The sequence below is a fragment of the Rhodococcus sp. 15-649-2-2 genome (assembly GCF_002258645.1).
In the GTDB taxonomy this organism is placed as follows: domain Bacteria; phylum Actinomycetota; class Actinomycetes; order Mycobacteriales; family Mycobacteriaceae; genus Rhodococcoides.
On the sequence record NZ_NPFM01000021.1, the window covers coordinates 325,435 to 350,694 of the forward strand.

24 protein-coding genes are annotated in these 25,260 nt (G+C 63.3%); 19 read left to right on the plus strand and 5 right to left on the minus strand.

Annotated features, from left to right (window positions below; all coding sequences use genetic code 11):
* The first annotated feature begins 71 nt into the window (after window positions 1-71).
* From aspA to CH305_RS13530, 4 genes are all read left to right on the plus strand, one after another.
* Window positions 72-1,511 carry an aspartate ammonia-lyase gene (gene aspA / locus CH305_RS13515; protein WP_094609455.1) on the plus strand — a complete coding sequence of 480 codons (1,440 nt, stop codon included), beginning with the start codon at window positions 72-74 and terminating at the stop codon, window positions 1,509-1,511.
* Between the two features lie 4 nt (window positions 1,512-1,515).
* Window positions 1,516-2,949: an amino acid permease gene (locus CH305_RS13520; protein ID WP_094703945.1), complete on the plus strand. Its 1,434-nt coding sequence runs from the start codon at window positions 1,516-1,518 to the stop codon at window positions 2,947-2,949.
* Window positions 2,942-3,826 (plus strand): asparaginase, encoded by an 885-nt coding sequence (locus tag CH305_RS13525; protein WP_032401792.1) that lies wholly within the window; start codon window positions 2,942-2,944, stop codon window positions 3,824-3,826. Before CH305_RS13520 ends, CH305_RS13525 begins: the two co-directional genes overlap by 8 nt.
* A gap of 77 nt (window positions 3,827-3,903) precedes the next feature.
* On the plus strand, window positions 3,904-4,227 hold the full coding sequence (locus CH305_RS13530) for a hypothetical protein (RefSeq protein WP_052058201.1): 324 nt from the start codon (window positions 3,904-3,906) through the stop codon (window positions 4,225-4,227).
* Here CH305_RS13530 and CH305_RS13535 read toward each other — a convergent pair.
* Window positions 4,192-4,998 (minus strand): MOSC domain-containing protein, encoded by an 807-nt coding sequence (locus CH305_RS13535; protein WP_094703946.1) that lies wholly within the window; start codon window positions 4,996-4,998, stop codon window positions 4,192-4,194. The two genes, CH305_RS13530 and CH305_RS13535, sit on opposite strands and share 36 nt — an antisense overlap.
* A 21-nt stretch (window positions 4,999-5,019) precedes the next feature.
* On the opposite strand from CH305_RS13535, the gene CH305_RS13540 reads away from it, so the two are divergent.
* Complete coding sequence (locus CH305_RS13540; RefSeq protein ID WP_032380294.1) at window positions 5,020-5,592, plus strand: isochorismatase family protein; 573 nt, start codon at window positions 5,020-5,022, stop codon at window positions 5,590-5,592.
* On the opposite strand, the gene CH305_RS13545 is transcribed toward CH305_RS13540, so the two are convergent.
* The gene (locus CH305_RS13545) at window positions 5,589-6,191 is read right to left on the minus strand and encodes a hypothetical protein (RefSeq protein WP_037148802.1); all 603 of its coding nucleotides are present in this window, start codon (window positions 6,189-6,191) and stop codon (window positions 5,589-5,591) included. The genes CH305_RS13540 and CH305_RS13545 overlap by 4 nt on opposite strands.
* A 61-nt stretch (window positions 6,192-6,252) precedes the next feature.
* On the opposite strand from CH305_RS13545, the gene CH305_RS13550 reads away from it, so the two are divergent.
* Together CH305_RS13550 and CH305_RS29040 are read left to right on the plus strand one after the other, a co-directional pair.
* Window positions 6,253-7,656 (plus strand): glucose-6-phosphate dehydrogenase (NADP(+)), encoded by a 1,404-nt coding sequence (locus CH305_RS13550; RefSeq protein WP_094704004.1) that lies wholly within the window; start codon window positions 6,253-6,255, stop codon window positions 7,654-7,656.
* A gap of 173 nt (window positions 7,657-7,829) precedes the next feature.
* Window positions 7,830-7,982: a hypothetical protein gene (locus tag CH305_RS29040; protein WP_155290872.1), complete on the plus strand. Its 153-nt coding sequence runs from the start codon at window positions 7,830-7,832 to the stop codon at window positions 7,980-7,982.
* A 60-nt stretch (window positions 7,983-8,042) separates the two neighbouring features.
* Here CH305_RS29040 and CH305_RS13555 read toward each other — a convergent pair whose 3' ends face one another.
* Entirely contained in the window at window positions 8,043-8,249 is a 207-nt protein-coding gene (locus CH305_RS13555) for a PspC domain-containing protein (protein WP_032380296.1), read from the minus strand.
* Between the two features lie 277 nt (window positions 8,250-8,526).
* Between CH305_RS13555 and ppk2 the strand changes: the two genes are divergently transcribed.
* The 3 genes from ppk2 (at window position 8,527) to CH305_RS13570 (ending at window position 12,539) form a co-directional block, all read left to right on the plus strand.
* On the plus strand, window positions 8,527-9,471 hold the full coding sequence (gene ppk2 / locus CH305_RS13560) for a polyphosphate kinase 2 (protein WP_170944722.1): 945 nt from the start codon (window positions 8,527-8,529) through the stop codon (window positions 9,469-9,471).
* 1,039 nt (window positions 9,472-10,510) lie between these two features.
* On the plus strand, window positions 10,511-11,344 hold the full coding sequence (locus CH305_RS13565; RefSeq protein WP_032401795.1) for an alpha/beta fold hydrolase: 834 nt from the start codon (window positions 10,511-10,513) through the stop codon (window positions 11,342-11,344).
* Window positions 11,345-11,567: 223 nt separating this feature from the next.
* Window positions 11,568-12,539 carry an alpha/beta hydrolase family protein gene (locus CH305_RS13570; RefSeq protein WP_165430232.1) on the plus strand — a complete coding sequence of 324 codons (972 nt, stop codon included), beginning with the start codon at window positions 11,568-11,570 and terminating at the stop codon, window positions 12,537-12,539.
* Here CH305_RS13570 and CH305_RS13575 read toward each other — a convergent pair whose 3' ends face one another.
* Window positions 12,540-14,576 carry a prolyl oligopeptidase family protein gene (locus CH305_RS13575; RefSeq protein ID WP_094703947.1) on the minus strand — a complete coding sequence of 679 codons (2,037 nt, stop codon included), beginning with the start codon at window positions 14,574-14,576 and terminating at the stop codon, window positions 12,540-12,542.
* 115 nt (window positions 14,577-14,691) lie between these two features.
* On the opposite strand from CH305_RS13575, the gene lpdA reads away from it, so the two are divergent.
* Complete coding sequence (gene lpdA, locus CH305_RS13580; protein WP_027498423.1) at window positions 14,692-16,107, plus strand: dihydrolipoyl dehydrogenase; 1,416 nt, start codon at window positions 14,692-14,694, stop codon at window positions 16,105-16,107.
* A 67-nt stretch (window positions 16,108-16,174) separates the two neighbouring features.
* On the opposite strand, the gene CH305_RS13585 is transcribed toward lpdA, so the two are convergent.
* Window positions 16,175-17,224, minus strand: coding sequence for a M48 family metallopeptidase (locus tag CH305_RS13585; protein ID WP_094703948.1), 1,050 nt, complete (start codon window positions 17,222-17,224; stop codon window positions 16,175-16,177).
* A gap of 282 nt (window positions 17,225-17,506) precedes the next feature.
* Here CH305_RS13585 and CH305_RS13590 point away from each other — a divergent pair, with 282 nt between their 5' ends.
* From CH305_RS13590 to CH305_RS13625, 8 genes are all read left to right on the plus strand, one after another.
* The gene (locus CH305_RS13590; protein WP_373454558.1) at window positions 17,507-18,247 is read left to right on the plus strand and encodes an ABC transporter permease; all 741 of its coding nucleotides are present in this window, start codon (window positions 17,507-17,509) and stop codon (window positions 18,245-18,247) included.
* Window positions 18,248-18,341: 94 nt separating this feature from the next.
* Window positions 18,342-19,121 (plus strand): ABC transporter permease, encoded by a 780-nt coding sequence (locus CH305_RS13595; RefSeq protein WP_230592377.1) that lies wholly within the window; start codon window positions 18,342-18,344, stop codon window positions 19,119-19,121.
* 2 nt (window positions 19,122-19,123) lie between these two features.
* On the plus strand, window positions 19,124-20,161 hold the full coding sequence (locus CH305_RS13600) for an MlaD family protein (protein WP_094703950.1): 1,038 nt from the start codon (window positions 19,124-19,126) through the stop codon (window positions 20,159-20,161).
* A complete protein-coding gene (locus CH305_RS13605) occupies window positions 20,158-21,165 on the plus strand; it encodes an MCE family protein (protein ID WP_037148787.1) in 1,008 nt (335 codons plus the stop codon). Before CH305_RS13600 ends, CH305_RS13605 begins: the two co-directional genes overlap by 4 nt.
* Window positions 21,162-22,172 carry an MlaD family protein gene (locus CH305_RS13610; RefSeq protein WP_094703951.1) on the plus strand — a complete coding sequence of 337 codons (1,011 nt, stop codon included), beginning with the start codon at window positions 21,162-21,164 and terminating at the stop codon, window positions 22,170-22,172. The genes CH305_RS13605 and CH305_RS13610 overlap by 4 nt, the downstream gene beginning before the upstream one ends.
* Window positions 22,172-23,281, plus strand: a complete 1,110-nt coding sequence (locus CH305_RS13615; protein ID WP_143545281.1) for an MCE family protein — start codon at window positions 22,172-22,174, stop codon at window positions 23,279-23,281. The genes CH305_RS13610 and CH305_RS13615 overlap by 1 nt, the downstream gene beginning before the upstream one ends.
* Window positions 23,272-24,309, plus strand: coding sequence for an MlaD family protein (locus CH305_RS13620; RefSeq protein WP_094609461.1), 1,038 nt, complete (start codon window positions 23,272-23,274; stop codon window positions 24,307-24,309). The genes CH305_RS13615 and CH305_RS13620 overlap by 10 nt, the downstream gene beginning before the upstream one ends.
* Window positions 24,306-25,250 (plus strand): MlaD family protein, encoded by a 945-nt coding sequence (locus CH305_RS13625; protein WP_037148781.1) that lies wholly within the window; start codon window positions 24,306-24,308, stop codon window positions 25,248-25,250. Before CH305_RS13620 ends, CH305_RS13625 begins: the two co-directional genes overlap by 4 nt.
* The last annotated feature ends 10 nt before the right edge of the window (window positions 25,251-25,260 follow it).

Genomic DNA, 25,260 nt, shown 5'->3' on the forward strand with positions numbered 1-25,260 from the left:
TGAGGTGTTCTGCGCCACACTATACCTGTCAGACAGCCGGACAGCTGGACACCCCCACTTAGGAGCGCACTGTGGCCGATACCCGTATCGAGAAGGATCTTCTCGGGGAACGTGACATCCCGACGAGCGTGTATTGGGGAATCCACACTCTGCGAGCCCTGGAGAACTTCCCCATCACCGGGCGCCCGATCTCCACCAACGCGCACCTCGTTCGCGGACTCGCGGCGGTGAAGTGGGCGGCCGCCTCGGCCAATCAAGATCTCGGAATTCTCGACGCCACCCGCGGGGAAGCGATCCGCACGGCGTGCCAGGAGATCCTCGATGGTCAGTGGCACGAGGAGTTCGTCGTCGACGTCATTCAGGGCGGCGCGGGCACCTCGACCAACATGAACGCCAACGAGGTCATCGCCAATCGCGCCCTGGAGATCCTCGGGCATTCGCACGGCGATTACAGCATGCTGCACCCCAACGAGCACGTGAACGCCTCGCAATCCACCAACGACGTGTACCCGACGTCGGTCAACATCGCGACCATCTTCGCCGTGCACGAGCTCATCGCCTCGATGAAGGTGTTGCGAGACTCGTTCTCCCGCAAAGCAAGCGAGTTCGCCACCGTTGTCAAGATGGGCCGCACCCAGCTGCAGGATGCGGTGCCGATGACCCTCGGCCAGGAGTTCGGCACCTACGCGATCATGATCGACGAGGACTGCTCACGGCTGGAAGAAGCCGCACTGCTGGTCCACGAGATCAACCTCGGGGCCACCGCAATCGGCACCGGCCTCAATGCACCCGCCGGCTACACCGAATCGGCCGTAGCGCATCTGCGCACCATCACCGGCCTGCCGCTCGTCACCGCGACGGACCTCATCGAGGCCACCCAGGACGTCGGGCAGTTCGTGCACCTGTCCGGTGTGCTCAAGCGAGTCGCAGTGAAGCTGTCGAAGATCTGCAACGATCTGCGGCTGCTGTCCTCCGGACCGCGCGCCGGCTTCAACGAGATCAATCTGCCTCCGATGCAGGCGGGTTCGTCGATCATGCCCGGCAAGGTGAACCCCGTCATCCCCGAGGTACTCAATCAGGTTGCCTACGAGGTGATCGGCCACGACGTCACCATCACGATGGCCGCCGAGGCAGGACAGCTGCAGCTCAACGCATTCGAGCCGATCATCGTCAAATCCCTGTCCGACGGAATGGCGCATCTGAGTGCCGCGTGCCGCACCGTCGCGCATCGATGTGTCGACGGCATCACCGCCAACGTCGACCTGCTGCGTGAGCGCGTGGAGAACTCCATCGGTCTGGTCACCGCGCTCAGCCCCTACCTCGGATACGTGGAATCGACTGCCATTGCGCAGGAAGCACTGGTCAGTGGCCGCAATGTCGTGGATCTCGTACTCGAAAAGGGCCTGCTGGCGCGCGAGGAGCTGGATCGACTGCTGAGCCCCGAGCATCTCGCGAACCTGCGGGTGGCTCCCACCGAGCATGCCGTTGCTCCCGAGACGTCGACGAGGTGACACGATGAGCACCGAGAACCCGACACAGAAGCAGGCCTTCAGCGAAGAGGACCTGGGGTATCGAAAAGAGTTGGCCCCGCGCCAGATTCAGATGATCGCCATCGGCGGCGCGATCGGCACGGGCCTCTTCATGGGTGCCGGTGGCCGACTGCACGACGCTGGGCCGGCCCTGGTGCTCGTGTACGCGCTGTGCGGCTTCTTCGCGTTCTTGATCCTGCGCGCACTGGGCGAGCTGGTGATGCACCGGCCGTCGTCGGGATCGTTCGTCTCGTACTCCCGCGAGTTCTTCGGGGAGAAGGTCGCGTTCGCCGCCGGCTGGCTCTACTGGATGAACTGGGCGATGACGGCCGTCGTGGACGTCACGGCCGTCGCGCTGTACATGAACTTCTTCAAGAAGTACTGGGCACCACTGGGCAACGTCGACCAGTGGGTGTTCGCGCTAGCAGGCTTGGTGCTCGTGCTCGGCTTGAACCTGGTGTCGGTCAAGGTGTTCGGCGAGCTGGAGTTCTGGTTCGCGCTCATCAAAGTCGTTGCGCTGGTGACCTTCTTGGCGATCGGTACCTACTACGTCATCTTCGGCACGCCCATCGACGGGCAGGAACCGGGTCTGAGCGTCCTCACCGACAACGGCGGTCTCATCCCCAACGGACTGTTGCCGGCGATCGTCGTGATCCAGGGCGTCGTGTTCGCCTACGCCTCGATCGAGCTGGTCGGCACCGCCGCCGGGGAGACGCAGAACCCGGAGAAGGTCATCCCCAAGGCCATCAACACGGTCATCGTTCGCATCGTCGTGTTCTACGTCGGCTCGGTTCTGCTGCTGTCACTGCTGTTGCCGTACACCGCCTATCAGGCCGGTGAGAGTCCGTTCGTGACGTTCTTCGGAGCCATCGACGTCGACGGTGCCGACGCGATCATGAATCTGGTGGTCCTCACTGCGGCGCTGTCCTCACTCAACGCCGGGCTGTACTCCACCGGGCGTATCCTGCATTCGATGGCCGTCGCCGGCTCGGCGCCGAAATTCGCTGCACGGATGAACAAGTCGGGTGTACCGTACGGCGGCATCGCGCTGACGTCGGTGGTGACATTGCTCGGCGTCGTCCTCAACGCCGTTGTGCCGGCGCAGGCATTCGAGATCGTGCTCAACCTCGCTGCACTCGGCATCATCAGCGCCTGGGCCGTCATCGTGGCGTGTCAGCTGAAGTTCTGGTCGCTGTCCAAGACCGGCGCGGTCACCCGACCTGCATTCCGACTGTTCGGTGCTCCGTACACCGGATACGCAACGCTAGGCTTTCTGACGTGTGTACTCGTGCTGATGGCCTTCGACAAACCGGTGGGAACCTGGACGGTGGCGTCGATCCTGCTCATCGCGCCGATGCTGATCGGCGGTTGGTACCTGTGCCGCAACAGAATTCGAGAGGTGGCGGCGCGCAGTGAGTGAGCATGTCGCCTTGTTGACCACCGGCGGGACGATTGCCAGCAGTCGAGACGAGCACGGGGTCTCTCGTCCGGTTGCCGGCGCGGGGATCGAACTCGACGGTGTGCGAGTGCGCGAGGTGATGTCGAAGGACAGCTCCGCCCTGGACTTCACGGATCTCGACACCATTCGCACGGCAACGGCCGACGCTCTGGCCGAGGACGGCTGCGTCGGAGTGGTGGTGCTGCACGGCACCGACACGATGGAGGAGTCGGCGTTGTACGTCGATCTGTTCCACGACGACGAGCGTCCGGTGGTGTTCACCGGTGCGCAGCGCACCTCGGATCATCCCGATCCGGACGGTCCGAACAATATCGCTGCAGCGGTGGCGGCAGCGCAGTCCGAGCAGGGTGTCCTGATCGCCTTCGGCGGACGGGTGCTGCCTGCCCGCGGTGCCATCAAGACGCACACCACCGAGCTCGATGCGTTTCGGTCTGCGGCGCTTCCTCGGCCGAAACCCCTGCAGTGGAAGCCCGTTGCCGGGATTCGGGTCGACATCGTCGCCCTGTACCCCGGTGCCGACGGTATGCAGATCGACGCCGCCCGTGAAGCCGGGGCGTCGGGGATCGTGCTCGAGGCGCTGGGCTCGGGCAACACCAATGCCGGAGTCGTGCACGCAGTGAAGGAGGCGGTGGCGGCCGGGGTGCACGTGGTCGTCACGACGCGGGTGCCGTTCGGTGAGACCTCACCGACGTACGGCGGCGGCGGAGGTGGACACGATCTGCTCGATGCAGGTGCAGTGTTCTCGCGGGAACTGCGCGCGGGGCAGGCACGTATTCAGTTGGCGGCGCTGATTGTCACCGGAGCAAGTGACGTGATTGTCCACAATTCCTTCGCGTAAGCGGAAACCCGCCTGCGAAACCGAATAGTGGACACTCAGCGCACCACACCTGAGCCATACCGTTACTCTGGGTAACTATGGTCGCCCTGATCGAGATCGAATTCGCTCCGCATTGGGTGAACGCGGCGCTGGTGCGCACGCTGGCACGGCCGTTCGTCACGATCGACGGCGTCGAGCATCGGCAGTCGTGGACCGAGCCGTCGACCTATGCGCTCGAGCCGGGTAGGCACGAACTCACCGCCTTCATCCGGTACCGCGGCACGAACGCTGCGCTGGGCACCGGCCGGAGAACGGTGAGTGTGCAAGCAGGGCAACAGGTTTCGCTGCGCGCGCGCAACGGCTGGGCCAATCACATGCCGTTCGAGCTAGAGCTCCGACGCGCCCCAGGTCTCGACGTGTAGTTCGTCACCGATCGACACGGTGCCGTTCTGCAGCACCGAGAACTTCGCTCCGAAGGCCACGCCCTTCTGCCGCGCGCGGCGATAGGTGGCCAGGGTGCGCAGGGGTTCGGGGCCGCCCCGCTCACCGGTGGTCTGCTCGACCGTCGTCACCGCACACCGGATGGCCAGTTTGGTGTACGCGAGGCGAGCGGACCCGATCCCGACCTCGCGAACCTCGTCTTCCCGATGCGGTTCTTCCCAGCCGTCGACGACGATGTTGGGGCGAAATCGATCCATCGGCAGTGCGATGTCGAGTCGGGAGTTGAGACCGGCCAGCGTGGCGGTCGAGAGGATGTGCACGGCGGCGCTGTCGGCGAATTGTGCTGACCCGGGTGAGATTCCATCGGTGACTCGGCCGTGGCCGCGTGGGGCGGCGACCAGCCTCGACGGTTCTCCGATCACCTCGGTGAGCCAGGCGGCGACCTCGTCGCCCTGATCGATTCCTCGCATGGGTGCGCGGAACATCGTGATGTCTCGAGGCGCGGAGTCCCGATCGACAGACACGGTCATCGAACCTGCCGATGCGTGTTCGAGAGTCAATGCCCCGTCCGTCATCGAGCACCGAACGACCGCGAGAACGGGATCGCTGCGCTGACTGCGAAAAGCGCCGTCGTCGTCGACGATCATGAACGCCCGATCGTGTTCGAGCCCGGTGGCACTCACCGAGGCCGAATTCAGTGCGACACCTGCGCATCCCTTGACGGGGTAGGTGACCAGAGACGAAATGCGCACGCGTCGAGGATACTGGGCTCCATGACACGTGCTCTGTTGGTAGTGGATGTGCAGAACGATTTCACCGAGGGCGGCGCGCTCGCGGTGACCGGCGGCGCGGAGGTCGCTCGCAAGGTCAGCGCGTACCTGGCGCGTCACGGCGACGAGTACGACCTCGTGGTGTCCTCGCGCGATTGGCACGATGCGGAGGGCGACAACGGCGGACACTTCGCTACCGATGCCGCCCCGGATTTCGTCACCACCTGGCCGGTGCACTGTGTGGCGGGCACGGTCGGAGCCGAGTATCACCCGGACTACGCGACCGGTTCGGTCGACGTGCACGTCTACAAGGGGCAGGGGAAGCCGTCGTACTCCGCGTTCGAGGGCGTCACCGAGGACGGGACACCTCTGGCCGAGGTACTCGCCGCCAACGAGGTCACGGCCATCGACGTCGTCGGACTTGCGACCGACTACTGCGTTCTGGCGTCGGCGAAAGACGCTGTGACCGAGAAGCTCGACGTCCGCGTTCTCACCGACCTCGTTGCGGGCGTTGCGCCCGAGACCTCGGCCGCGGCCCTCGACGATCTGCGGGCGTCCGGCGCGGCGGTGGTCTAACCGTCGATCGTCGTGGTGATGAGGGTGACCGACGGTGCGGCGGGCGTGCTGCCGAAGCCGAAGGTCACCGGGGGAGTGACCGGGGTGAGTGTCCCGAGGTCCTCGCCCTGCCACGATGCCGAGACGTCGGTGACGCGGTGTTGCCCTCGCGCACCGTAGTACTCGCGTCGGCCGCCTCCGGCGCTGCCGCGGGTGCGTACTCCCCGCAGTATCACTCGGGCGATGGGGTCGCTGATCGCGCAGAACCACGGCGCCGTGGACACCGCGTCGGGAACGAGGCTCAGCGCGCGCCCGAGCAGGGTGGGTCCGGCAACGCGGATTCTCACGGACAGATCACCCGCTGTCACCGACCGCCAGTTGTCGGGCTGAGCGGCGAATGTCACCGGCACGATCTCGGTGGCGTCGAAGGTGTATGTGGCGGTGACGAACTCCCGAACGTCCTCGTTGGGCGCGACGAGCAGGCGTCTACCGTCGGCGAATTGGATCATGACGTCGGTGAACTCGCCGAGTGGCGATCGAGTCCAATGCCCGACGACGATTCGCACACCCGACGCTGTGCCTACCCCGTAGATCTCACCGTGAAACCGTGATCTTGTCATCGTGCACCCTTCCCTCGTCAGCACTGTGCGCTCCCGAACTGTGCGGTGCATAGTGGAGGTCATGGCGTCCTCTCAACCCACTGTATTCGTCCTGTTCGGCGCAACCGGAGACCTCGCGAAGCGAATGGTCCTGCCGTCGTTCTACCAACTTCACATCGAAGGCCTGCTGCCCGAGAAGTGGGTCCTGATCGGCAACGGGCGTAAGGACTCGTCCGACGACGAGTTCCGCGATCATGTCCGCAGCGTTCTCGACGAGTTCGTCGAGAACGTGGCCGAGGACGATTGGTCGGCATTCTCCGAGCGAATCCGCTTCGCGGGCAACGGCTTCACCGTCGACGATCCCGGCAAGCTGCCCGAGGTCGTGGCCGAGGTGAAGAAGGACATCGGCGACGACGCCCAGTTGGTGCACTACATCGCGTTGCCGCCGAGCACCTTCGTCGATTACACGAAGGCCCTCGGTGCACACGATCTCGCCGACGGTGCCCGGGTGGTCTACGAAAAGCCCTTCGGCACGTCGCAGAGCAACTTCGAGGAACTCGACAAGGCCGTCCACGAGGTGGTCGACGAAAAGCAGGTCTATCGAATCGACCACTTCCTCGGTAAGGAAGCGACACAGAACCTGCACGTGGCACGGTTCGCCAACGGAATGATCAGTGGCATCTGGAACGCCGAGCACGTGGCGCAGGTACAGATCGACGTCCCCGAGACGCTCGACATCGACGACCGTGCCGAGTTCTACGACGCCACCGGTGCCGTGCTGGACATGCTCGTCACGCACCTGTTCCAGGTCGCGGCCGAGGTGGCGATGGAACCGCCGGCATCGCTGAAGGCCGATGATCTGCAATCGGCTCGCGAGACGGTGATCGGCCAGTTCCGGCCGCTGGACACAGCCGAAGTGGTCCTCGGTCAATACGACGGTTACCGCGACGTCGAGGGCGTCGACGAGGACTCGAAAGTCGACACGTTCGTCGCAGCCAAGTTGTGGGTCGACACCGACCGCTGGCGTGGGGTTCCGTTTGTGCTCCGCACCGGAAAGATGTTGGGTGTCAGCGAACAGCGCGTCTCGTTGGTGTTCCGCAAGCCGGCCGACAGTCCGCTGGGTGAGCTGCCGGAGGACGGCGCGGTGCTCTCGTTCGACCTCTCCGGCGACGGCAGCATCGACATCGCCATGACGGTCAAGGAGCCGGGTCCGGATTTCGACCTGTCCGTCGGACACCTTGCGCTGCCGCTCGAGTCGGTGCCCGATGCCGAGCCGCTCAGCCCGTACGCGCGCCTGATTCTCGACGTGCTGGCCGGCGACCGATCGCTGTTCACTCGGCCCGACGGTTTGGCGCACGTATGGGACGTGGCTGCGCCGTTGCTGAACGACCCGCCCGCAGTGCAGAGTTACGCACCCGGTTCGATGGGTCCTGCCGCGGCCGACGAACTCGCGGCACCGTGCGGGTGGTTGATCACGGGAAAGTGACGACGGCCGATGAGATTCGGCTCCGACGAGTAGGTTTCGTGTCGTCAAACAGTCCGTAGGTCCTTTTTGTCCGAAACCGTGGACCAGGTTGTGAGCGGAACGTTATGTTTCACCCCGCCTGGTCACACGTCCGGACCGGGCCTCAGTCCTGCCTTCGAAAGGTAACCATTCTCATGCTTCTCGATCTCATCACCGGTCTGCTCGGCGGCGGCACCGACGGCGGCGGCCTCGGCGGAATCATCACCGACGGCATCGCCGCAGGCATCTCCGACGCGATCACCGGTCTGTTCACCGGTAGCGCCGAGGGAATCTCCAGCGCCAGCTAGCCGCGAAGCCCCGGCCCGGTTCGTTCGGGTCCGGGGCTTCCTCGTGTTCGGGCTGCGCTGTCATGCGCGACGCGGCACCAGCATCAGGGCGGCAAGGTAGATCAGCACGACGGTACCGCCGGTCAGGACCGCTCCGGCGACGGTGGCGAGTCGGACGACATTGACGTCCCAGCCGAAATATTCGGCGATGCCGCCGCACACACCTCCGATCATCTTCTGTGAACTGGACAGGGTGAATTCTCTGGGTGAACCGCTCTCGAATGTCATGATGAAAAGTCTGCGTCATCAACGGCTTTCGGCACATCGGGGGTTTCACCCATATCGACCCCGATAAACGGATGGTCCGAAAGCGCAGCGCGAACAAGATTCTCGACTTTTCCGGTCGAGCCCTGGACCGGAGGCTTCGGCGAGGATTACGGTCGGACGTGTCGGATGCTTCCGGTCCGTCCCCCTTGCGGACCGGAAGCGCTCTCGATGTGATGATGCGTCGGCTGTTCACCGAATCGCCATGGATTGGTCACCGAGGAGCACTAACTTTCGGCACATGACCGCCAACGATCTTCGCAACGGTGAGGCTTCGCGCACCAACCTGAGCGACTTGCTCGACGTCACCAAAGCTGTGGATCTTGCCGATACGTCGGGTTTCACCGTCGACGACTCCGATGACGACGACCCGGTTCTGCTGACGGTTCCCGACGGGCACGTCGTCGATACCTGGCGGGAGAACTACCCGTACGACGAGCGCATGACCCGGGCGGAATACGACCTGGAGAAGCGCCTGCTGCAGATCGAACTGCTCAAACTGCAGATGTGGACCAAAGAGACCGGTCGACGTCACGTCATCATCTTCGAGGGCCGTGATGCTGCCGGTAAGGGTGGCACGATCAAGCGTTTCATGGAGCACCTGAACCCCCGCGGTGCCAGTGTCGTCGCCCTGGAGAAGCCGTCCGCCCGTGAGTCGACGGAATGGTACTTCCAGCGGTACATCGCGCATCTGCCTGCTGCAGGCGAGATCGTCATGTTCGACAGGTCCTGGTACAACCGGGCAGGTGTGGAGCGCGTCATGGGTTTCTGCACCGACGAGCAGCACGCTCAGTTCGTTCGGCAGGCTCCACTGTTCGAGCAGATGCTCGTGGACGAGGGCATCAGCTTGACCAAGTTCTGGTTCTCGGTGTCGCAGCACGAGCAGCGCACCCGCTTCGCCATTCGGCAGGTGGACCCGGTGCGGCAGTGGAAACTCTCGCCCATGGACCTTGCATCGCTGGACAAGTGGGACGCGTACACCGCTGCGAAGGAAGAGAACTTTCGCGCTACCGACACCGACGTCGCACCGTGGACGGTCGTCAAGAGCAACGACAAGAAGCGCGCCCGCATCAACGCGATGCGGTTTGTGCTCAACAAATTCGACTACGCCAACAAGGACCCCGAAATAGTCGGGGAAACAGACCCATTGCTCGTAGGTCGCGCGAAAGACGTGATCGGCGAATAGTTTTCGACCGGAACGCGGTGCGCTTTCCGGCAAAACGTTGCGGTACCGACTCTTCGGGGTCTCGAGTTGGTACCGGGTACTGCACCGGAGGTGAGTGTGCGGTAGGAACGAGGTAGGTCGTATCACCTACGGCTGTACGTACACACGAGCATCAGGAGATCCCATGGGTTCAGCAGCGCAGTTCATTTCCGACATTGCCACCGGCGTCTACGACGGCATCGTCGATGCGATCGTCGACCAGATCGTCGGCGTGCTGACGTCGGGTAGCGCCGCTTAAACAGTGCGTGACGTGCCGCGGTCGCCGTCGGGGGGCGGCCGCGGCATCGGCGGCACCGTGACCGTTTTGTGATGGCTCACTAAGATTTTCGACTTTTAGTTCCAAATGCGTATACAGAACGTTATCTGTTCGGGTAGAAATCTTCTTGCAGAGGTAATCGAGTGACGACCGTCACGTTCGATCTGCACATCCCCCTCTATCAAGGAGTCTGTCGCATGTCCGCTGAACTCGGTGACCTCTTCACAATCCTCCTCCAGCTCTTCTCGGGTATCAGTTCTTCCTCGGACTAGCCGACCGCCGCGCCGTGGGCCTGAAGGCCCGAACGGCTGACCGCAGTCTCTCGTCCGACGAACCTGCAACGATTCACGATGCTGTGCGGCATCGAATCCCCCTCTCTCGAAGGAGTTTTCATGGAATTGCTCACAATCCTGCTGCAGCTGCTCGCTCTCGGTAGCTCGGAAGGTACCGGCTCGTCCCTCGACGTCCCCGGCCTCCCCACCTGATTCATGGCTTCCTGACCCACGGCTTCGAGCCGGGCCCGACGTACCGTCGGACCCGGCTCTCGTCGTTCGAGGTGTCATCCTGTCGATCGAAATATCCTGAGACAGTGCACTGTTCGGCGGCGGTCCGGTCGATCTGAGTCGACGTCGTCGATGCGGCCGGTAACTCCCATCCGATCATCAGGTGAGGTAGCCCCTCGGGGGATGGGCAGTCGAAAGCCCGCTCCGTCATAGAAGGCCCGCTCCGTCATAGGGTGGGCCGATGCAGACGGTTCCGATTCAGATGCCCGACGGTTCGACGGTGCCGGTGTCACTGTTTCCCGGCGAAGGACGTGACGATGCGCCTGTGATCGTCGTTCTTCCCGGCCTCGGCATTCCCGGGGGTTACTACCGCTTGTTTGCCGAGGCGCTCGTCGCGCGTGGGTTTCATGCCGCGATAGGCGACCTACGCGGTCAAGGCGACAGTGTCCCGAAACCGAGTTCGGCGAGTCGGTACGGCTACCAAGAATTGGTGTCGGTCGATTTTCCGGCGATCTTCGAGGTGGTTCGGGAGCAGTTCCCGGAGGCGACGCCCTACCTTCTCGGTCACAGCATGGGTGGGCAGCTCGGGTCGATGTACGCCGCCCGTATCCGTGGCAGGCTCGGCGGATTGATTCTGGTGGCGTCCGGGTCGCCGTATCACCGTGGCTTCGGCACGACCCGCGGCGTTCCGCTGTACGTGGGCGCGGCCGCCATGGCGATCACCAGCAGCATCGCTGGATTCTGGCCGGGGGACCGAATCGGTATCGGCGGCTTCGGTCGTCAATCCCGTGTCCTGATCGACGATTGGTCCCGATTCGCGCGCACCGGATCGATCGAGCCGGCGGGGGCGGACATGGACTACGAGGAACGCATGGGCAGGCTGACGCTTCCGGTGCTCGCGGTGACCATCGAAGGTGACGACCTCGCACCGCGCGGCTCCATGGACAACCTCGTCCGCAAGCTCGTTCGTGCCGACGTCACCTCGAAGCACGTGGACGAGCCGCTCGGTCACAACGGCTGGATCCGTAACCCCACCGCGGTGGCCGACCTCGTCGCCGAGTGGATGCGCAAGTAGTTCACTCGAATTAACTTTCGGTATTTCGCTCGCTACTCGTCATTTCTACATACTTTCGGTTCGTTTTGGTGTAGAAAGCTTTTGAACCAACAATTGTTCGACGACGTTAGTGAGCACGACTATGAACGGCGTGGGGGATTCGATTCGTCGACGCAGGGGTGGGACGAGGGTCGTCCGGTCGTCCACAGGGCGCAGACTGGCCGTTCTGTGTGTAGCCGCCTGCATGACGGCAGTGGTGCACCCTCTCGCGAACGCGACGCCGATCGACCCGCTGTCGATTCCGTCCACATCGTCCTACGTGGTACGCACCGAGGCGACCGACGACGTGGCCATGACCGCGTTCGTCCACTCGGCGGCGATGGATCGAACGATTCCCCTCGAGATTCTGCGCTCACCCGACCGGACGGCGCCGAGTCCCACGCTGTACCTGCTCAACGGTGCGGGCGGTGGAACCGACGGAATGGACTGGTACACCCAAACCGACGTCGTATCCTTCTTCGCCGACAAGAACGTCAACGTGGTGACGCCGGTGGGTGGGGCCTACTCCTACTACACGGACTGGCAGCACGACGATCCCGTCCTCGGCCGCAACAAGTGGGCGACGTTCCTGGCGGACGAACTGCCCCCGCTCATCGACGACCTGCTGGACACCGATGGGCGCAATGCTATTGCCGGTATCTCGATGGCGGCGACCTCGGTACTGAATCTGGCGATTCGGAATCCGGGGCTCTACAAGGCCGTCGGCTCGTACAGCGGCTGTGCTTCGACGACCGATGCGTTGGGCAAGGCGTACGTCAAGACGGTTGTGTCCATGGCGCTCGGTGCGAACGTGGCGAACATGTGGGGACCGGACAACGACCCGGATTGGATTCGCAACGACGCTGTGGTCAATGCCGAAAGTCTGCGTGGCACAGCGCTGTACGTCTCCAACGGCAGTGGTCTGGCCGGGGCGTCGGACACTCTGGACGGCACCAATCCCAACGGACCGGGCTTCGTGCTGCTCAACCAGATGGTCGTGGGCGGTGCGATCGAGGTGGCCACCGGCGACTGCACTCGGCGTTTGAAGACCGCCCTCGAACGGCTCGACATTCCGGCTCATTTCGAGCTCCGTGACCGGGGTACCCACTCGTGGGGTTACTGGCAGACCGACCTGCACAACTCGTGGCCGATGTTCGAGGCCGCTCTCGCCGGGTGATCAGCGGTCTCCCCCTAGGTGTCGCCACAGAAACTCGTAGGTCAGCGCCGTCTTGAAGGCCAACTGCGCATTGTCCGACGCCCCGCCGTGTCCACCTTCGATGTTCTCGTAGTAGCTCACGTCGTGGCCGAGTTCGGCCAGTGATGCGGCCATCTTGCGAGCGTGTCCGGGGTGGACGCGGTCGTCCCTCGTCGACGTCGCGATCAAGATCGGTGGGTACCGGCGCTCCGACGCGGGCACCACGTTCTGGTAAGGGGAGTACTGCGAGATGAACTCCCACTCGTCCGGGTCGTCCGGGTCGCCGTACTCGGCCACCCAGGACGCGCCCGCGAGCAGCAGGTGGTATCGCTTCATGTCCAGGAGTGGGACCTGACATACCAACGCTCCGAACAGTTCCGGGTACTTCGTCACCATGATGCCCATCAGCAGGCCGCCGTTGCTACCGCCCTGCGCGGCCAACCGATCGGTGGTGGTGATGCCTCGGGTGACGAGATCGCGTGCGACAGCCGCGAAGTCCTCGTGCACCAGATGGCGTCCGGCGCGCAGTACCTGGGTGTGCCAGGACGGCCCGTACTCGCCGCCGCCGCGGATGTTGGCCACGACGTAGGTGCCACCACGTTCGAGCCACGCCCGTCCGGTTGCGCCGCTGTAGCCGGGGGTCATCGAGATCTCGAAGCCGCCGTAGCCGTACAGGAGCGTGGGACCGGGCCCGGAATCGGCGCGGCGGACGACGAAGTAGGGGATCTGTGTTCCGTCGTCCGAGCGGGCGAAGAACTGCTCCACCGTCATACCGTCGGCGTCGAAGAACGCCGGGGCCTGCTTGAGGATCTCGAGTTCTGCTCCCACCGTGCCGAGCAAAAGCGTCGCCGGAGTGAGATAGCCGGAGGAGGAGAGGAAGAACTCGTCACCGTTCTCCTCGGCGTCGGTGCCGACGATCTCGGTGGACGTCAGGTCCGACAACCCGTCGATCGTGCCGGCGTCCCACTCCTTTTCACGTGGGTTCAGGACGTGCAACTGCGTTCGTACGTCCTGCAGCGTGACCAACAGCAGGTAGTTCTCGGTCCAGGCGTACTGATGTAGAGAAGTATGCTCGTCCGGGGCGAACAGAACCGTCAAGGATGCTGTGCCGGACATGAACTCGTCGAAATCTGCAGCGAGCAGTGCGCCGGCAGGATAAGTTTCGTCGCCGACGGTCCACGGCGTCATGGTCCGAACCAGCAACCACCTCTCGTGCACCGAGGTCGACGCGTCGGTGGGCGTCGGGATCCGGGTCAACGTGGACCCGTCGAGTACGTAGGTCTCGGAGTTGTAGAAGTCGGTGGCCCGCTGGACGAAGTCGCGCTCGAAGCCGGGGGTGCGATCGTGCCAGGCGGAGATCGAGATGTCCTGTGCTTCACCCTCGAAGACGGTCTCGGCCTCGACGAGGGGAGTGCCGCGCCGCCACCGCTTGGTGATCCGCGGATAACCCGATTCGGTCAACGAACCGGGTCCGAAATCGGTTCCGACGAAGACGGTGTCGGCATCGATCCAGCCGATGTCGGTCTTGGCCTCGGGTAGCGCGAATCCGCCGTCCTCCGGGGCGCGGAACGTGCGGGAGTCGAGATCGAACTCACGGACCACCGTCGCGTCGGCTCCGCCGCGCGAGAGGGTGACCAACGCCAGCTTCTGATCGGGCCGCAGCACCTGGGCACCGCCCCAGACCCAGTTCTCGCCCTCGCTCTCGGCCAGCACGTCCAGGTCGAGCAGAACGTCCCACACCGGATTCTCGGTTCGGTATTCGTCCATCGTGGTTCGACGCCAGAGGCCGCGGATGTGCTCGCCGTCGCGCCAGAAGTTGTACAGGAACTGCCCGCGGCGTCGTGCGTACGGTATGCGGGCGTCGGTGTCGAGAATCTCGCGGATGCTCGCCTCGGTGGTTTCGAAGCCCGGGCCGCTCAGCGCCTCGACGGTGAGCTCGTTCTTCTCGCGCACCCACGCGAGCGCAGCGTCGCCGGTGACGTCTTCGAGCCAGAGGTACGGGTCGTCCGAAATTGCCATTCCACAGTTCTAGCAGCAGACGCGTCCTCGGGTCGGCCGGTGATCGAGAGGCTACCGACGGGTAACGAAGACCAGGTCGAGACAGTGCGGCAGAGCACGACTACGCTGGGGCCTCGTGACCTCACACTATGACGTCGTTGTCCTCGGAGCCGGTCCCGGTGGGTACGTCGCTGCTATCCGCGCGGCACAACTCGGACTCAGCACTGCCATCATCGAGAAGAAGTATTGGGGCGGTGTGTGCCTGAACGTCGGCTGCATCCCCTCGAAGGCCCTTCTCCGTAACGCCGAGTTGGCGCATCTCTTCACCAAAGAGGCCAAGCTGTTCGGTATTTCGGGTGAAGCGTCCTTCGACTTCGGCGCGGCATTCGACCGCAGCCGCAAGGTTGCCGACGGCCGCGTCAAGGGCATCCACTTCTTGATGAAGAAGAACAAGATCCCCGAGTACGACGGCCAGGGCACGTTCACCGATGCCAACACCATCGAGGTCGAGCTGACCAAGGGCGGTACCGAGACGATCACGTTCGACAACGCGATCATCGCGACAGGCAGCACCACCAAGCTGCTCCCCGGAACCGAGCTGAGCAAGAACGTCGTCACGTACGAAGAGCAGATCATGACCAAGGATCTGCCGGGTTCGATCCTCATCGTCGGTGCCGGTGCCATCGGTATGGAGTTCGGCTACGTGCTCAAGAACTACGGCGTCGACGTCACCATCGTGGAGTTCCTCGATCGGGCGCTGCCCAACGAGGACAAAGACGTCTCGAAGGAAATCGAGAAGCAGTACAAGAAGCTCGGCGTCAAGGTCATCACCGGCGCAGGCGTGCAGAGCATCGACGACGACGGCTCCAAGGTCACCGTCGAGATCAAGCACAACAAGTCCGGTGAGAGCGAGACGTTCACCGTCGACAAGGTGATGCAGTCCGTCGGTTTCGCCCCTCGCGTCGAAGGATTCGGCCTCGAGAAGACCGGCGTGGAGCTCACCGATCGCGGTGCCATCGGCATCACGAACACGATGCAGACCAACGTCCCCCACATTTACGCCATCGGCGACGTCACGGCCAAGCTTCAGCTCGCCCACGTGGCCGAGGCACAGGCCGTCGTGGCTGCCGAAACCATCGGCGGCGCAGAGACATTGCCGATCGACGACTACCGCATGATGCCGCGTGCGACGTTCTGCCAGCCGCAGGTCGCCAGCTTCGGTCTCACCGAGGATCAGGCCCGCGAAGAAGCGCAGGCTCGTGGATCCGACATCAAGGTGGCGAACTTCCCGTTCGCCGCCAACGGCAAGGCACACGGCCTGGGCGATGCCACCGGCTTCGTCAAGCTCATTGCCGACACCGAGCACGGCGAGCTTCTCGGCGGCCACCTCATCGGACCTGACGTCTCGGAGCTGCTGCCCGAGCTGACCCTGGCCCAGAAGTGGGACCTTACGGTCAACGAGCTGGCCCGCAACGTCCACACCCACCCGACTCTGTCGGAGGCACTGCAGGAAGCGATCCACGGCCTCGCAGGCCACATGATCAACTTCTGATCCTCTCCCCGAACACAACGGCGGCGACCACTTCGGTGGTCGCCGCCGTTCGTTCTGTGTGCTCTGCCTACGACTTTCGCCAGTGATCGAACCTGCCCTTGATGTCCGACGCCACGTCGCCGATTCCGTTGCCGACGGCGTCGACGGCACCGGTGAAGCCACTTCCGATGTCGCGAACCGTTTTGATCAGCGGGTCCTCCGAGGTGTCGAAGTTGTTCTTGTAGGTGCGCGCCGCGTTACGGAACTCCTCCGACACCTTGGCCTCGTGGTCGGTGGACCTGCGCGGGTAGTCGCCTCGCAGTACGGTCGCGTAGTCGCCGCTGTCGACCCACTTCTCGAGCTCGGCGGCGCGCAGCACGGAGAAGGGGTGCGAGAGTAGTTCGAGATTGAGCAGTTTGAGTACGCCGTCACGCAGATCCCCACTGGCCTCGTACTCGGCAGCTTGCTCGAGGAATGCGTCGACGTCGATCTCGCTGATGCGTGCGCCGCCCGCCAACTTGAGCTGCACGCGGATCGCGGTGTGCACATCCTGTCCGCACAGCAATCCCGCTCTGTCACCGGACAATTCGGACTTGCGCTGCCATTCCATCAGGCCGGCGATGACCGCGCGCAGGGCCCAGCCGCCCACCGGAACCCAGCCGACGGTGCCGGCGAGGCGCATCAGATGCATCAGCACGGTGCGATACACCGCGTGACCGGACAGCGCGTGGCCCAGTTCGTGGCCGACGACGAATCGCTGCTCCTCGTAGGTCATGATGTCGAGCATGCCGGTGGTCAGGACGATGAACGGGCGGTCCATGCCGATGGTGAACGCGTTGACCATCGGCGACTGAACCACGAACAGTTCGGGTGTCTCCTCGGCCCCGAGAATCTGCACGCAGTCGGTGCGCAGGTCGTTCAGGTCCTTGAACTGGCGTTCGTCGACGCGCACTGCGGTGGCGAGGTACATCAGGCGATGCTGTCGTTCGCGCAACAGCCCGGACAGCGTGCGCAGAACGGTGTCGAACCCTTTGAGGGTGCGCAGGGTGACCAGGGCAGCTCGGTCCGACGGGTGCTCCCACGTGCGAGAGGAGATATCGGGGAATTCGATGCGAGTGCGATCCGGAGGGGTGGTCAATCTGTTTCTCCCAGTAGTCGGTGGAAAATTAAAGTATCAGTAAAGCGGGGCGAGTGGTCCGAACTCGAATCATGAAGCAGTGCTATCGATTCTGTGAACAGTCATAGCCCAGCTGCTGATGAAAACGTCACTTGGTCGAGTGCAGGCTGGTAGCTTTCGATTCTGCGCGGGGGAGTCGCGCTTCTCGTAAGGCCTGGGGGTGGGGAATTGTCGTCGCGAACTTCGACGCTCGCGCGCGTCAGCGACGGGGTGTCCGGTGGATTCAGAACATTCGGTCAGACCCTGGAACTGGGCGTACTTGCCTTCGTTCACCTCTTTCGCGATGTCGTCACGCTGCGTCATCCGTGGCGCGACACCATCGACCAAGCCTGGTTCGTCGTCACCGTCACCGTGATTCCAGCAGTATTGGTGTCCATTCCGTTCGGCGTCATCGTGTCCGTCCAGGTCGGCAGTCTCACCGATCAGATCGGCGCGACGTCCATCGCGGGAGCCGCAGGTGGCCTCGGGGTGATTCGTCAAGGTGCCCCGATCGTTGCGGCGCTGTTGTTGGGCGGCGCCGCAGGCGCGGCGGTCGCTGCCGACCTGGGAGCGCGCACCATCCGTGACGAGATCGATGCCCTGTCGACGATGGGAATCGACCCGGTGCGCAGACTCGTTGCGCCGCGGCTCGCAGCCATCCTGCTGGTGGCGCCGTTCCTGTGCATCCTCATCATCTTCATGGGGTTGGCCGCAGGCTATGCGATCAACGTCGGCTTTCAGAGTGGGACGCCCGGCAGCTACATCAGCTCGTTTGCGTCCTTCGCTTCGGTGGCAGACCTCGTCGTAGCTGTGGTGAAGACCGAGATTTTCGGAGTCATCGTCATCATCGTCGCCTGCCACCGCGGGTTGTCCGCCGCCCACGGACCGCGAGGCGTCGCCAACGCGGTCAACGCCTCCGTGGTTCTCGGTGTGGTGTCCGCGTTCACCGTCAACGTCGTCATCACTCAATTGGTTGCGATGTTCATGCCACAGAAGTTGGGCTGAGATGGCAACTCCTTCTCGGTACACAGTGCACGGCACCGCCCATCTCACGCGTGGCGTCAGATATCTCGGGCGCAAGCCGTTCGATGTTCTCGAAATGCTGGGCCATCAGCTCACGTTCTGCGTCAAGGTGCTGGCGGCCATCCCCCACACCGTTCGCTCCTACCAGCGTCAGATGCTGCTCATCCTCAGTGATATCACCTGGGGCAGTGGCAAATTGATCGTCGGTGGCGGAACGGTCTCGGTTCTGGTGGTGTTGGGTGTCGCGGTGGGTGCATCCGTGGGAATCGAAGGATTCAATTCCCTCGGCATGGTGGGCATGGAGCCGTTGACCGGTTTCATCTCGGCGTACGCCAGCACTCGCGAACTGGCCCCGATGATCGCGGCCATCGGATTCGCGACGCAGGCAGGATGTCGGATGACGGCCGAGATCGGTGCGATGCGTATCTCGGAAGAGATCGACGCCCTCGAAGCTCAAGGCATACAGTCGATGCCGTTCGTCGTCACCACGCGAGTGATCGCGGGAATCGTCACGATCGTGCCGCTCTACCTGCTGACACTCATTCTCAGCTACGTATCGTGCGCCGTGGTGGTTCGCGTGGTCGGCGGGCAGTCGTCCGGCACGTACGACCACTACTTCAGTGCATTCCTGCAGCCGACGGATGTGCTGTTCTCACTGCTCAAGGCGGCTGTTTTCGTCGTGACGATCATCCTGATCCACGGTTATCAGGGGTACTACGCCTCGGGCGGTCCGGAAGGTGTGGGGCGTGCATCCGGACGTGCCATCAGAGCCAGCCTCGTCGCTGTGGTGGTGCTGGACATGATCATGACGTTGGTTCTGTGGGGATTCGACTCTGGCATAAGGATTTCGGGGTAGAGATGGCAGTGTTCGACGATCTGACCGGTCGATCGGCCGGTCCCGCTACGCTCCGTCTGCGGGGCCTGGCGGTTGCGGTTGCCGCGGCTGTTCTGGCCGGCGGCCTCACGGCGTATGCGCAGGGTGCCTTCGACTCGCCGTTCGGGCTGACTCTGGACGCAGCGTCGGTCGGGGACGGTCTGACGCCCGGGTCGGAGGTGAAGTTCCGTGGTGTGTCGATCGGAACGGTGGACAACATCGAGACCGTCGGGTTCGGACGTCAGAGACTGCAATTGGAGATCGATCCGAGTCAGGCGGGTGAGCTGACCGACACCATGCAGGCGCAGTTCTCGTCGTCGAATGTGTTCGGTTCCACTGCAATCGAATTGGTGTCGGACGGGACGGGAAGTCCCCTCGCTGCGAACTCGACGCTCGAGATATCCGGGAACCAGCGGGGTGCAACTGTCACCGGTGTGTTCCGGCGAGTCGCCGACCTCACCGCAGTTCTCGACACCGATCAAGTACAGCACCTGCTGGACGTCATCTCCAACACCTCTGTCGAGGTGAGTCGAAATCTGAAGCCGTACTTCGATACTGCACAGATGATGGCGGACCACCAGATCGATCCGTTGGCCTGGAAGCTGCACCGAGGGGCAGAACTGGGTGATGGAATCGCGAACCTGATTCCGCCCCTGCTCGACCTGGTGGTGGGAGTGGTGGACAAGAGCGTGTACGTGGAGGCCCCCGAAGATCGGGCCAGGACCATCGCCGCCAACGACGGCCTGAGCGATCAGTTGATGGTTCCCGTGGGCGACTTGCTGAAGAAGAACAATCCGGACCTGACCCAACTGCTGTCGACGACGCTCGATCTTCTCGTGCCCATCACGGCATCGATCGGCACCTTCGCGCCCAGCTACAACCGGGTGCCACAGGTGCTCGACGGCATCTCCGACGCATTCCCCATCGTCGACGGCAAGCCGCAGTTGCAACTCGATCTGATTGTCGAGACCATGCCCAATCTGGCCGGAGCCGTTGCCGCACACGAGGAGGCGAACAGGTGAAGAACGTAGCCGGCCCAGCGATCAAACTGCTCGTCTTCTTCACGGTGACCGCGCTGTGTGCGGTGATCATCGTTGCCGCCCTTCGTACCCCGGTCACCGGGCCGCTGTCGTCCTACGGCGCCGAATTCGAAGACGTATCGGGGTTGTACGCCGGTGACGACGTGCGCATGTCCGGGGTACAGATCGGCAAGGTCTCGTCGGTCGAACTCGACGGAGGCATCGCGCGAGTCGAGTTCGAGATCGAAGGCCAGCGGCCGATCTTCGCCAACACACAGGCCGCTGTCCGCTATCAGAACCTCCTCGGGCAGCGGTATGTCGAGCTGATCCAGAAGGACGCCGCCGCAGGTGCCCCGCTGGCGGACGACGAGACGATACCGCTGGATCACTCGATTCCGTCGTTCGATATCTCCACACTGTTCAACGGTTTCAAACCGATCTTCGACACCCTCGACACCGCGCAGCTCAATCAGTTCACGGAGAATATTCTCCGCATGGTCCAGGGTGATGGTTCCGGCCTGGGGCCGGTGCTCCGGGACGTGGACCGCATCACCCAGTTCGCGGTTCAGCGCGAGTCGATCATCGGACTGCTGATCGACAATCTCGGCCAGATCTCCGATTCGATCGGTGGTCAGTCCTCTTCCGTTGCCGACCTTCTCGAACAGCTGCACGGTTTGGTGTCGAAGCTCAGCACCCAGATGGACGGGGTACTGGCCTCGTTGGACCAGGCCAACTACGGGCTCGCCCCGTTCGTCGGTCTGCTGGAGAGTTTGCAAGATGCGTACGACAACAGTTACGCACCGGTCGATGGTGCGCTGCGTCGGTTGCTTCCTCAGACCGATCAGGTCACCGAGTTGCTCGCGCTCACACCGTCCCTGTTGACGGGACTGAACGCAAGCATCCCCAAGCCGGGCAGCCGGACCTACACCTGCAGTCATGGGCAACAAGACATCCCGGGCATCGGCCAGATAGTGCTCGGCGGGCAAAATTTGGTGGTGTGCAAATGACACGGGTGGTTCGCAAGGGTGTTCGCGACGAGCAATCGGAGAACAAGACCCATTTCTTCTGGGGCACAGTCGGTGTCGCGTTCGCTGTGGTGCTCCTCCTCGCCGCGGCTGCGCTGTACACGATCCCGTTCGGTGAGCGGACCTACACTGCGGAGTTCGGTTCGGCAGCAGGGGTGAAGCCCGGTGACGAAATTCGAATCGCCGGTATCTCCGTCGGTTCGGTGCGCTCGGTCGAGCTGGCTGGTGATCATGTCGACGTCGACTTCAGCGTTCGATCGGACGTGTTCGTCGGGGATGCGTCGACGATGACCGTGAAGTTGCTGACACCGATCGGTGGTCACTACGTCATGCTCACCTCGCACGGTGACGGCGAGCTCGGCTCGACGCCGATCCCTCCGGAACGAGTCGAACTTCCGTACGAGCTGTCCGACGCGATCCAGCAAGCAACACCGCTGGTTCGAGATATCGACGGGTCGACGCTGCGCCGGACCGTGGCCGAGTTGGACGAGGCCGTCAGCACGCAGCCACAGTCGACCCGGGCCATCGTGGACAATCTGTCCTCGCTGACCGACGTGATCGCCACCCGCTCGGATCAGCTCGAACGTGGACTCGTCGTATCGGACGAGTACGTCGGCGCGTTGGCCGCCGATCGTGTGATGCTCACCGAGCTGGTACGTGAACTCGGCACCCTGACAAAGGGATTCGGTGACAAGCGCGCAGACGTCGTCAGCGCCTTCGACCTTCTGGGACGAATGTTCAAGCTCTTCCATCGACCCGTGGTCGCGTTCGAGAAGGGGCTGGAGCCGTCGATCGTCCAACTCGAAGAGATCACCCAGAAGCTCTTCGCACAGCTCGGTGACTTCGACGGAGCGATCACGACCATGCAGCAAAGCACGGACGGCCTCGCCGCCCTGATCGGCGGGGGCGAAGGTCCCGTGATCGATCAGTCACAGGACACGGTCGTCGGTGTCGGCGTGTGTATTCCATTGCCGGCGAGAGTGTGCTGATGAGACGCAGAACCGTGCGGATCGCCGTGGCGGCAGCAGTGGTGGTCACGCTCGTCGGTTCGGTCGCATCGGCGACCGCGGTCATCGACACCGCCCCGACCAGTTCCTCACTGTGTGCCGAGTTCGGCGACACGGTCGGGTTGTACGAGGGTAATTCGGTGACGATGCTCGGCGTGACCGTCGGAACGGTGAAAAATATCGAGAACACCGACGGCTCAGTGGTGGTCACGATGGATGTCGACGACGGTCTCAGGCTCCCCGCCGACGTCGGAGCCGTGACACTGTCGAGCTCGATCGTCACCGATCGGCACGTGGAATTCACGAAGCCGTACACCGACGGGCCCGAACTCGATCGTGCGAACTGTATTCCGTTGGAACGCACTCGAACCCCGCTGGGGATCAGCGACACCCTCGACGCCGTATCGGGGCTGGCGTCGGACCTGCTGGGTCCGGCAGACGCCGACGGCAAGCACGAGGAAATCCTGGGCGACACACTTCGTTCGGTCGATGGTTCGCTGCGAGGATCCGGTGCCCAGCTCAACGACAGCCTGCGCCAACTGGCCCAACTGGTCGGCGATCCGGCCGACCGTGACACGACCGTGCGGCGACTGATCGACAACCTCGACGGTCTGATCGATACGTTCGTGGTGAGCTGGCCCGAGGTGGCGAAGCTGCTCGACAACCTCAAACGAGGAATGATCACGCTGTCGGAGTTCACCCAGTCGTTCGGCACCACTGTCGCCCTCACGACCGAATTCATTCCGCCACTTGCGAGCAACGTCGCCAAGTACGACGACAAGGTCTACGCATCTCTCGACCAGGCGGCCCCCGTGGTCGATGTGCTGCTCGGACGGGTGGGCGATATCAAGGACATTCTGGAACAGGTGCCGACCATAGGGCAGAACTTGATGACGATGTACGACAACGACTCCAAGAGTGGTCGCGTGATCTATCACCCGCCGCAGTTCGAGATCGACACCAACTCGCCCAACGAGGTCTGTGCGCTGCTCAACAAGTACGCACCGACGTGTTCGGCGAACCAGCAGCGCGGCGATGTCATCGACGTCGGACTGGTGCAGCTGGTACTCGGTTCGGCGGGATGGCGATGAGGCGCGTCGCCGCCGGGCTGTGCTGTGTTGCGCTGCTGTCGGCGTGCAGCGTCGACCCGGCAGACCTTCCGATTCCCGGTAGCTACGTGTCCGGAGACAAGTACTCTCTGAAGATCGAATTCGCCAGTGTCCTCAATCTTCCCGAGAAGGCGAAGGTCATCGTCGAAGGCGTCGATGCGGGCGTTCTCGACAAGGTCGACCTCGTGGGTTCCACTGCTGTGGCGACGGTCGACCTGTCCGCCGACGTTCAGCTACCCACCGACACCGTCGCCGAGCTTCGGCAGTCGTCGATTCTGGGAGAGATCTACATCTCGCTGCAGCCACCGGCCGATCCCGCGGTGAGCTCGGGCTCGGGCTCGGAGGGACCGTACCTTGGAGATGGTGACGTGATTCCCATGGAGCGGACGGTGCCGGCCGACAATGTCGAGGACGTGTTGCGAGGACTGTCGAACATCGTGACCGGCGGTCATTATGTGCAATTGCAGGAGGCGGTCGACAACGTCAACGCCGCTGTTCCTCCGGATCCGGCCGAGGTCGACAAGATCAATCTGGCCGCTCGGACTGCGCTGACCGATATCGGTGACAACACCGGCGAGATCGATCGGATACTCGCAGCTGCGGAGGGAGTCTCGAATACCGTTGTGTCGCAGCGCGACGGTGTCGAACGCGTGCTCGAGCTCGGTCCGAAGCGATCGGAGGGCCTGTCCGAGGTCCTGTTCAGTGTTGTACACATGATCTTCATGCTGGGATACATGTCGCAGAATATCGGTGACGTTCTCGCGGGCCCATATCCGGAACTCGAGGATGCCGTCGACATCATCGCGCCGGCTCTGATCACGATCTCGAACGCCGACACCACGGTGCCGATGAACGTCGACAAGGTCAATACCCTGTTGCGAGAGCGCTTGATTCCGTACTTCGAGTCCACGCCCAACATTGCAGTTCGGTCGGTGTCGACCGACCAAGGTCCGAGCGCCCTCGCCGACAACATGATCGGGATTCTGCGCGGCATCGGGATCGTCCGATGAAGCCGGGAACAGTGGTCTCGCTCGTTGCGCTGGTGGTGATGACGGTGGCCAGCGTCGGGTACCTGGTTGTCGGTGTACTCGACATCGATCCGACCCGAACGACCGACCACGTGGTGGTCCACATGGAGACTTCCGGCGGACTGATGGATACCTCGCAGGTGACATCCCGCGGAATCCAGGTCGGCCGGGTCGAGTCGATCGCCGTGGTGCCGAGTGGTTTGGACGTCACGCTCGCGCTCGACGCCGCCCACCGCATTCCGAAGGACTCGGAGGTGGTCGTCGCAAACCTGTCTGCCGCGGGCGAGCAATACATGGATCTGCGCCCACGAGGGACAGGCGGGCCGTACCTCACGGACGGGGACGTGATCGGCAGCGATCACGTACGCGCGTCCGTCACCGTCAGCGAAGCACTGAGCCTGGGTGATTCCCTTGCATCACAACTGGATACGAACGCGTTGACGGGATTGACGGAGACTGCATCGGCGGCGATCGACGGTCGTGAAGGCGATGTCGACCGTCTGGTGGAAGCCTTCCGATTCCTGGCGGCGACCCTGCGCGACAAGAGCGGCGAAATTCGACGCCTGTACGACAATGCTCAGCAGGCGGGACGCAACGCGTACGGATACGGCCCGGTGATGACCGACGCCGCACCGTACGTGGGTGCGACGGGCGCGGGTGTCGCGAATCTGCTCGAGGGCTTCAACCAGTATTCCTACGTCGGCGCGGACGTCTGGGACGATCCGCTCGGAAAGATCGGACCGAAGATCGACGAATATCTCACGCCTCTGTCGCCCGACTTGGCTCTGATCGCAACACTTCTCAAGCCGTACACCGAACCCATCAAGCCGATGCGGGTAGATGCGGGGTCCATCGTGGACGTATTGCAGACGGTGTTTCCTCCCGGCGGCCCGGCGAAACTCTCCGTAGAAATTCCGAACTGACAGGAGTCAC

What these genes read in the sequence shown, in the direction of transcription:
- CH305_RS13595 (WP_230592377.1), top strand. Translation starts at nt 18,342, where the DNA reads ATGCTGGGCCATCAGCTCACGTTCTGCGTCAAGGTGCTGGCGGCCATC.
- ppk2 (WP_170944722.1), top strand. Translation starts at nt 8,527, where the DNA reads ATGACCGCCAACGATCTTCGCAACGGTGAGGCTTCGCGCACCAACCTG.
- CH305_RS13520 (WP_094703945.1), top strand. Translation starts at nt 1,516, where the DNA reads ATGAGCACCGAGAACCCGACACAGAAGCAGGCCTTCAGCGAAGAGGAC.
- CH305_RS29040 (WP_155290872.1), top strand. Translation starts at nt 7,830, where the DNA reads ATGCTTCTCGATCTCATCACCGGTCTGCTCGGCGGCGGCACCGACGGC.
- CH305_RS13540 (WP_032380294.1), top strand. Translation starts at nt 5,020, where the DNA reads ATGACACGTGCTCTGTTGGTAGTGGATGTGCAGAACGATTTCACCGAG.
- CH305_RS13610 (WP_094703951.1), top strand. Translation starts at nt 21,162, where the DNA reads ATGACACGGGTGGTTCGCAAGGGTGTTCGCGACGAGCAATCGGAGAAC.
- CH305_RS13575 (WP_094703947.1), bottom strand. Translation starts at nt 14,576, where the DNA reads ATGGCAATTTCGGACGACCCGTACCTCTGGCTCGAAGACGTCACCGGC.
- CH305_RS13625 (WP_037148781.1), top strand. Translation starts at nt 24,306, where the DNA reads ATGAAGCCGGGAACAGTGGTCTCGCTCGTTGCGCTGGTGGTGATGACG.
- CH305_RS13550 (WP_094704004.1), top strand. Translation starts at nt 6,253, where the DNA reads ATGGCGTCCTCTCAACCCACTGTATTCGTCCTGTTCGGCGCAACCGGA.
- CH305_RS13615 (WP_143545281.1), top strand. Translation starts at nt 22,172, where the DNA reads ATGAGACGCAGAACCGTGCGGATCGCCGTGGCGGCAGCAGTGGTGGTC.
- CH305_RS13555 (WP_032380296.1), bottom strand. Translation starts at nt 8,249, where the DNA reads ATGACATTCGAGAGCGGTTCACCCAGAGAATTCACCCTGTCCAGTTCA.
- CH305_RS13565 (WP_032401795.1), top strand. Translation starts at nt 10,511, where the DNA reads ATGCAGACGGTTCCGATTCAGATGCCCGACGGTTCGACGGTGCCGGTG.
- CH305_RS13530 (WP_052058201.1), top strand. Translation starts at nt 3,904, where the DNA reads ATGGTCGCCCTGATCGAGATCGAATTCGCTCCGCATTGGGTGAACGCG.
- CH305_RS13620 (WP_094609461.1), top strand. Translation starts at nt 23,272, where the DNA reads ATGGCGATGAGGCGCGTCGCCGCCGGGCTGTGCTGTGTTGCGCTGCTG.
- CH305_RS13600 (WP_094703950.1), top strand. Translation starts at nt 19,124, where the DNA reads ATGGCAGTGTTCGACGATCTGACCGGTCGATCGGCCGGTCCCGCTACG.
- CH305_RS13545 (WP_037148802.1), bottom strand. Translation starts at nt 6,191, where the DNA reads ATGACAAGATCACGGTTTCACGGTGAGATCTACGGGGTAGGCACAGCG.
- CH305_RS13570 (WP_165430232.1), top strand. Translation starts at nt 11,568, where the DNA reads ATGACGGCAGTGGTGCACCCTCTCGCGAACGCGACGCCGATCGACCCG.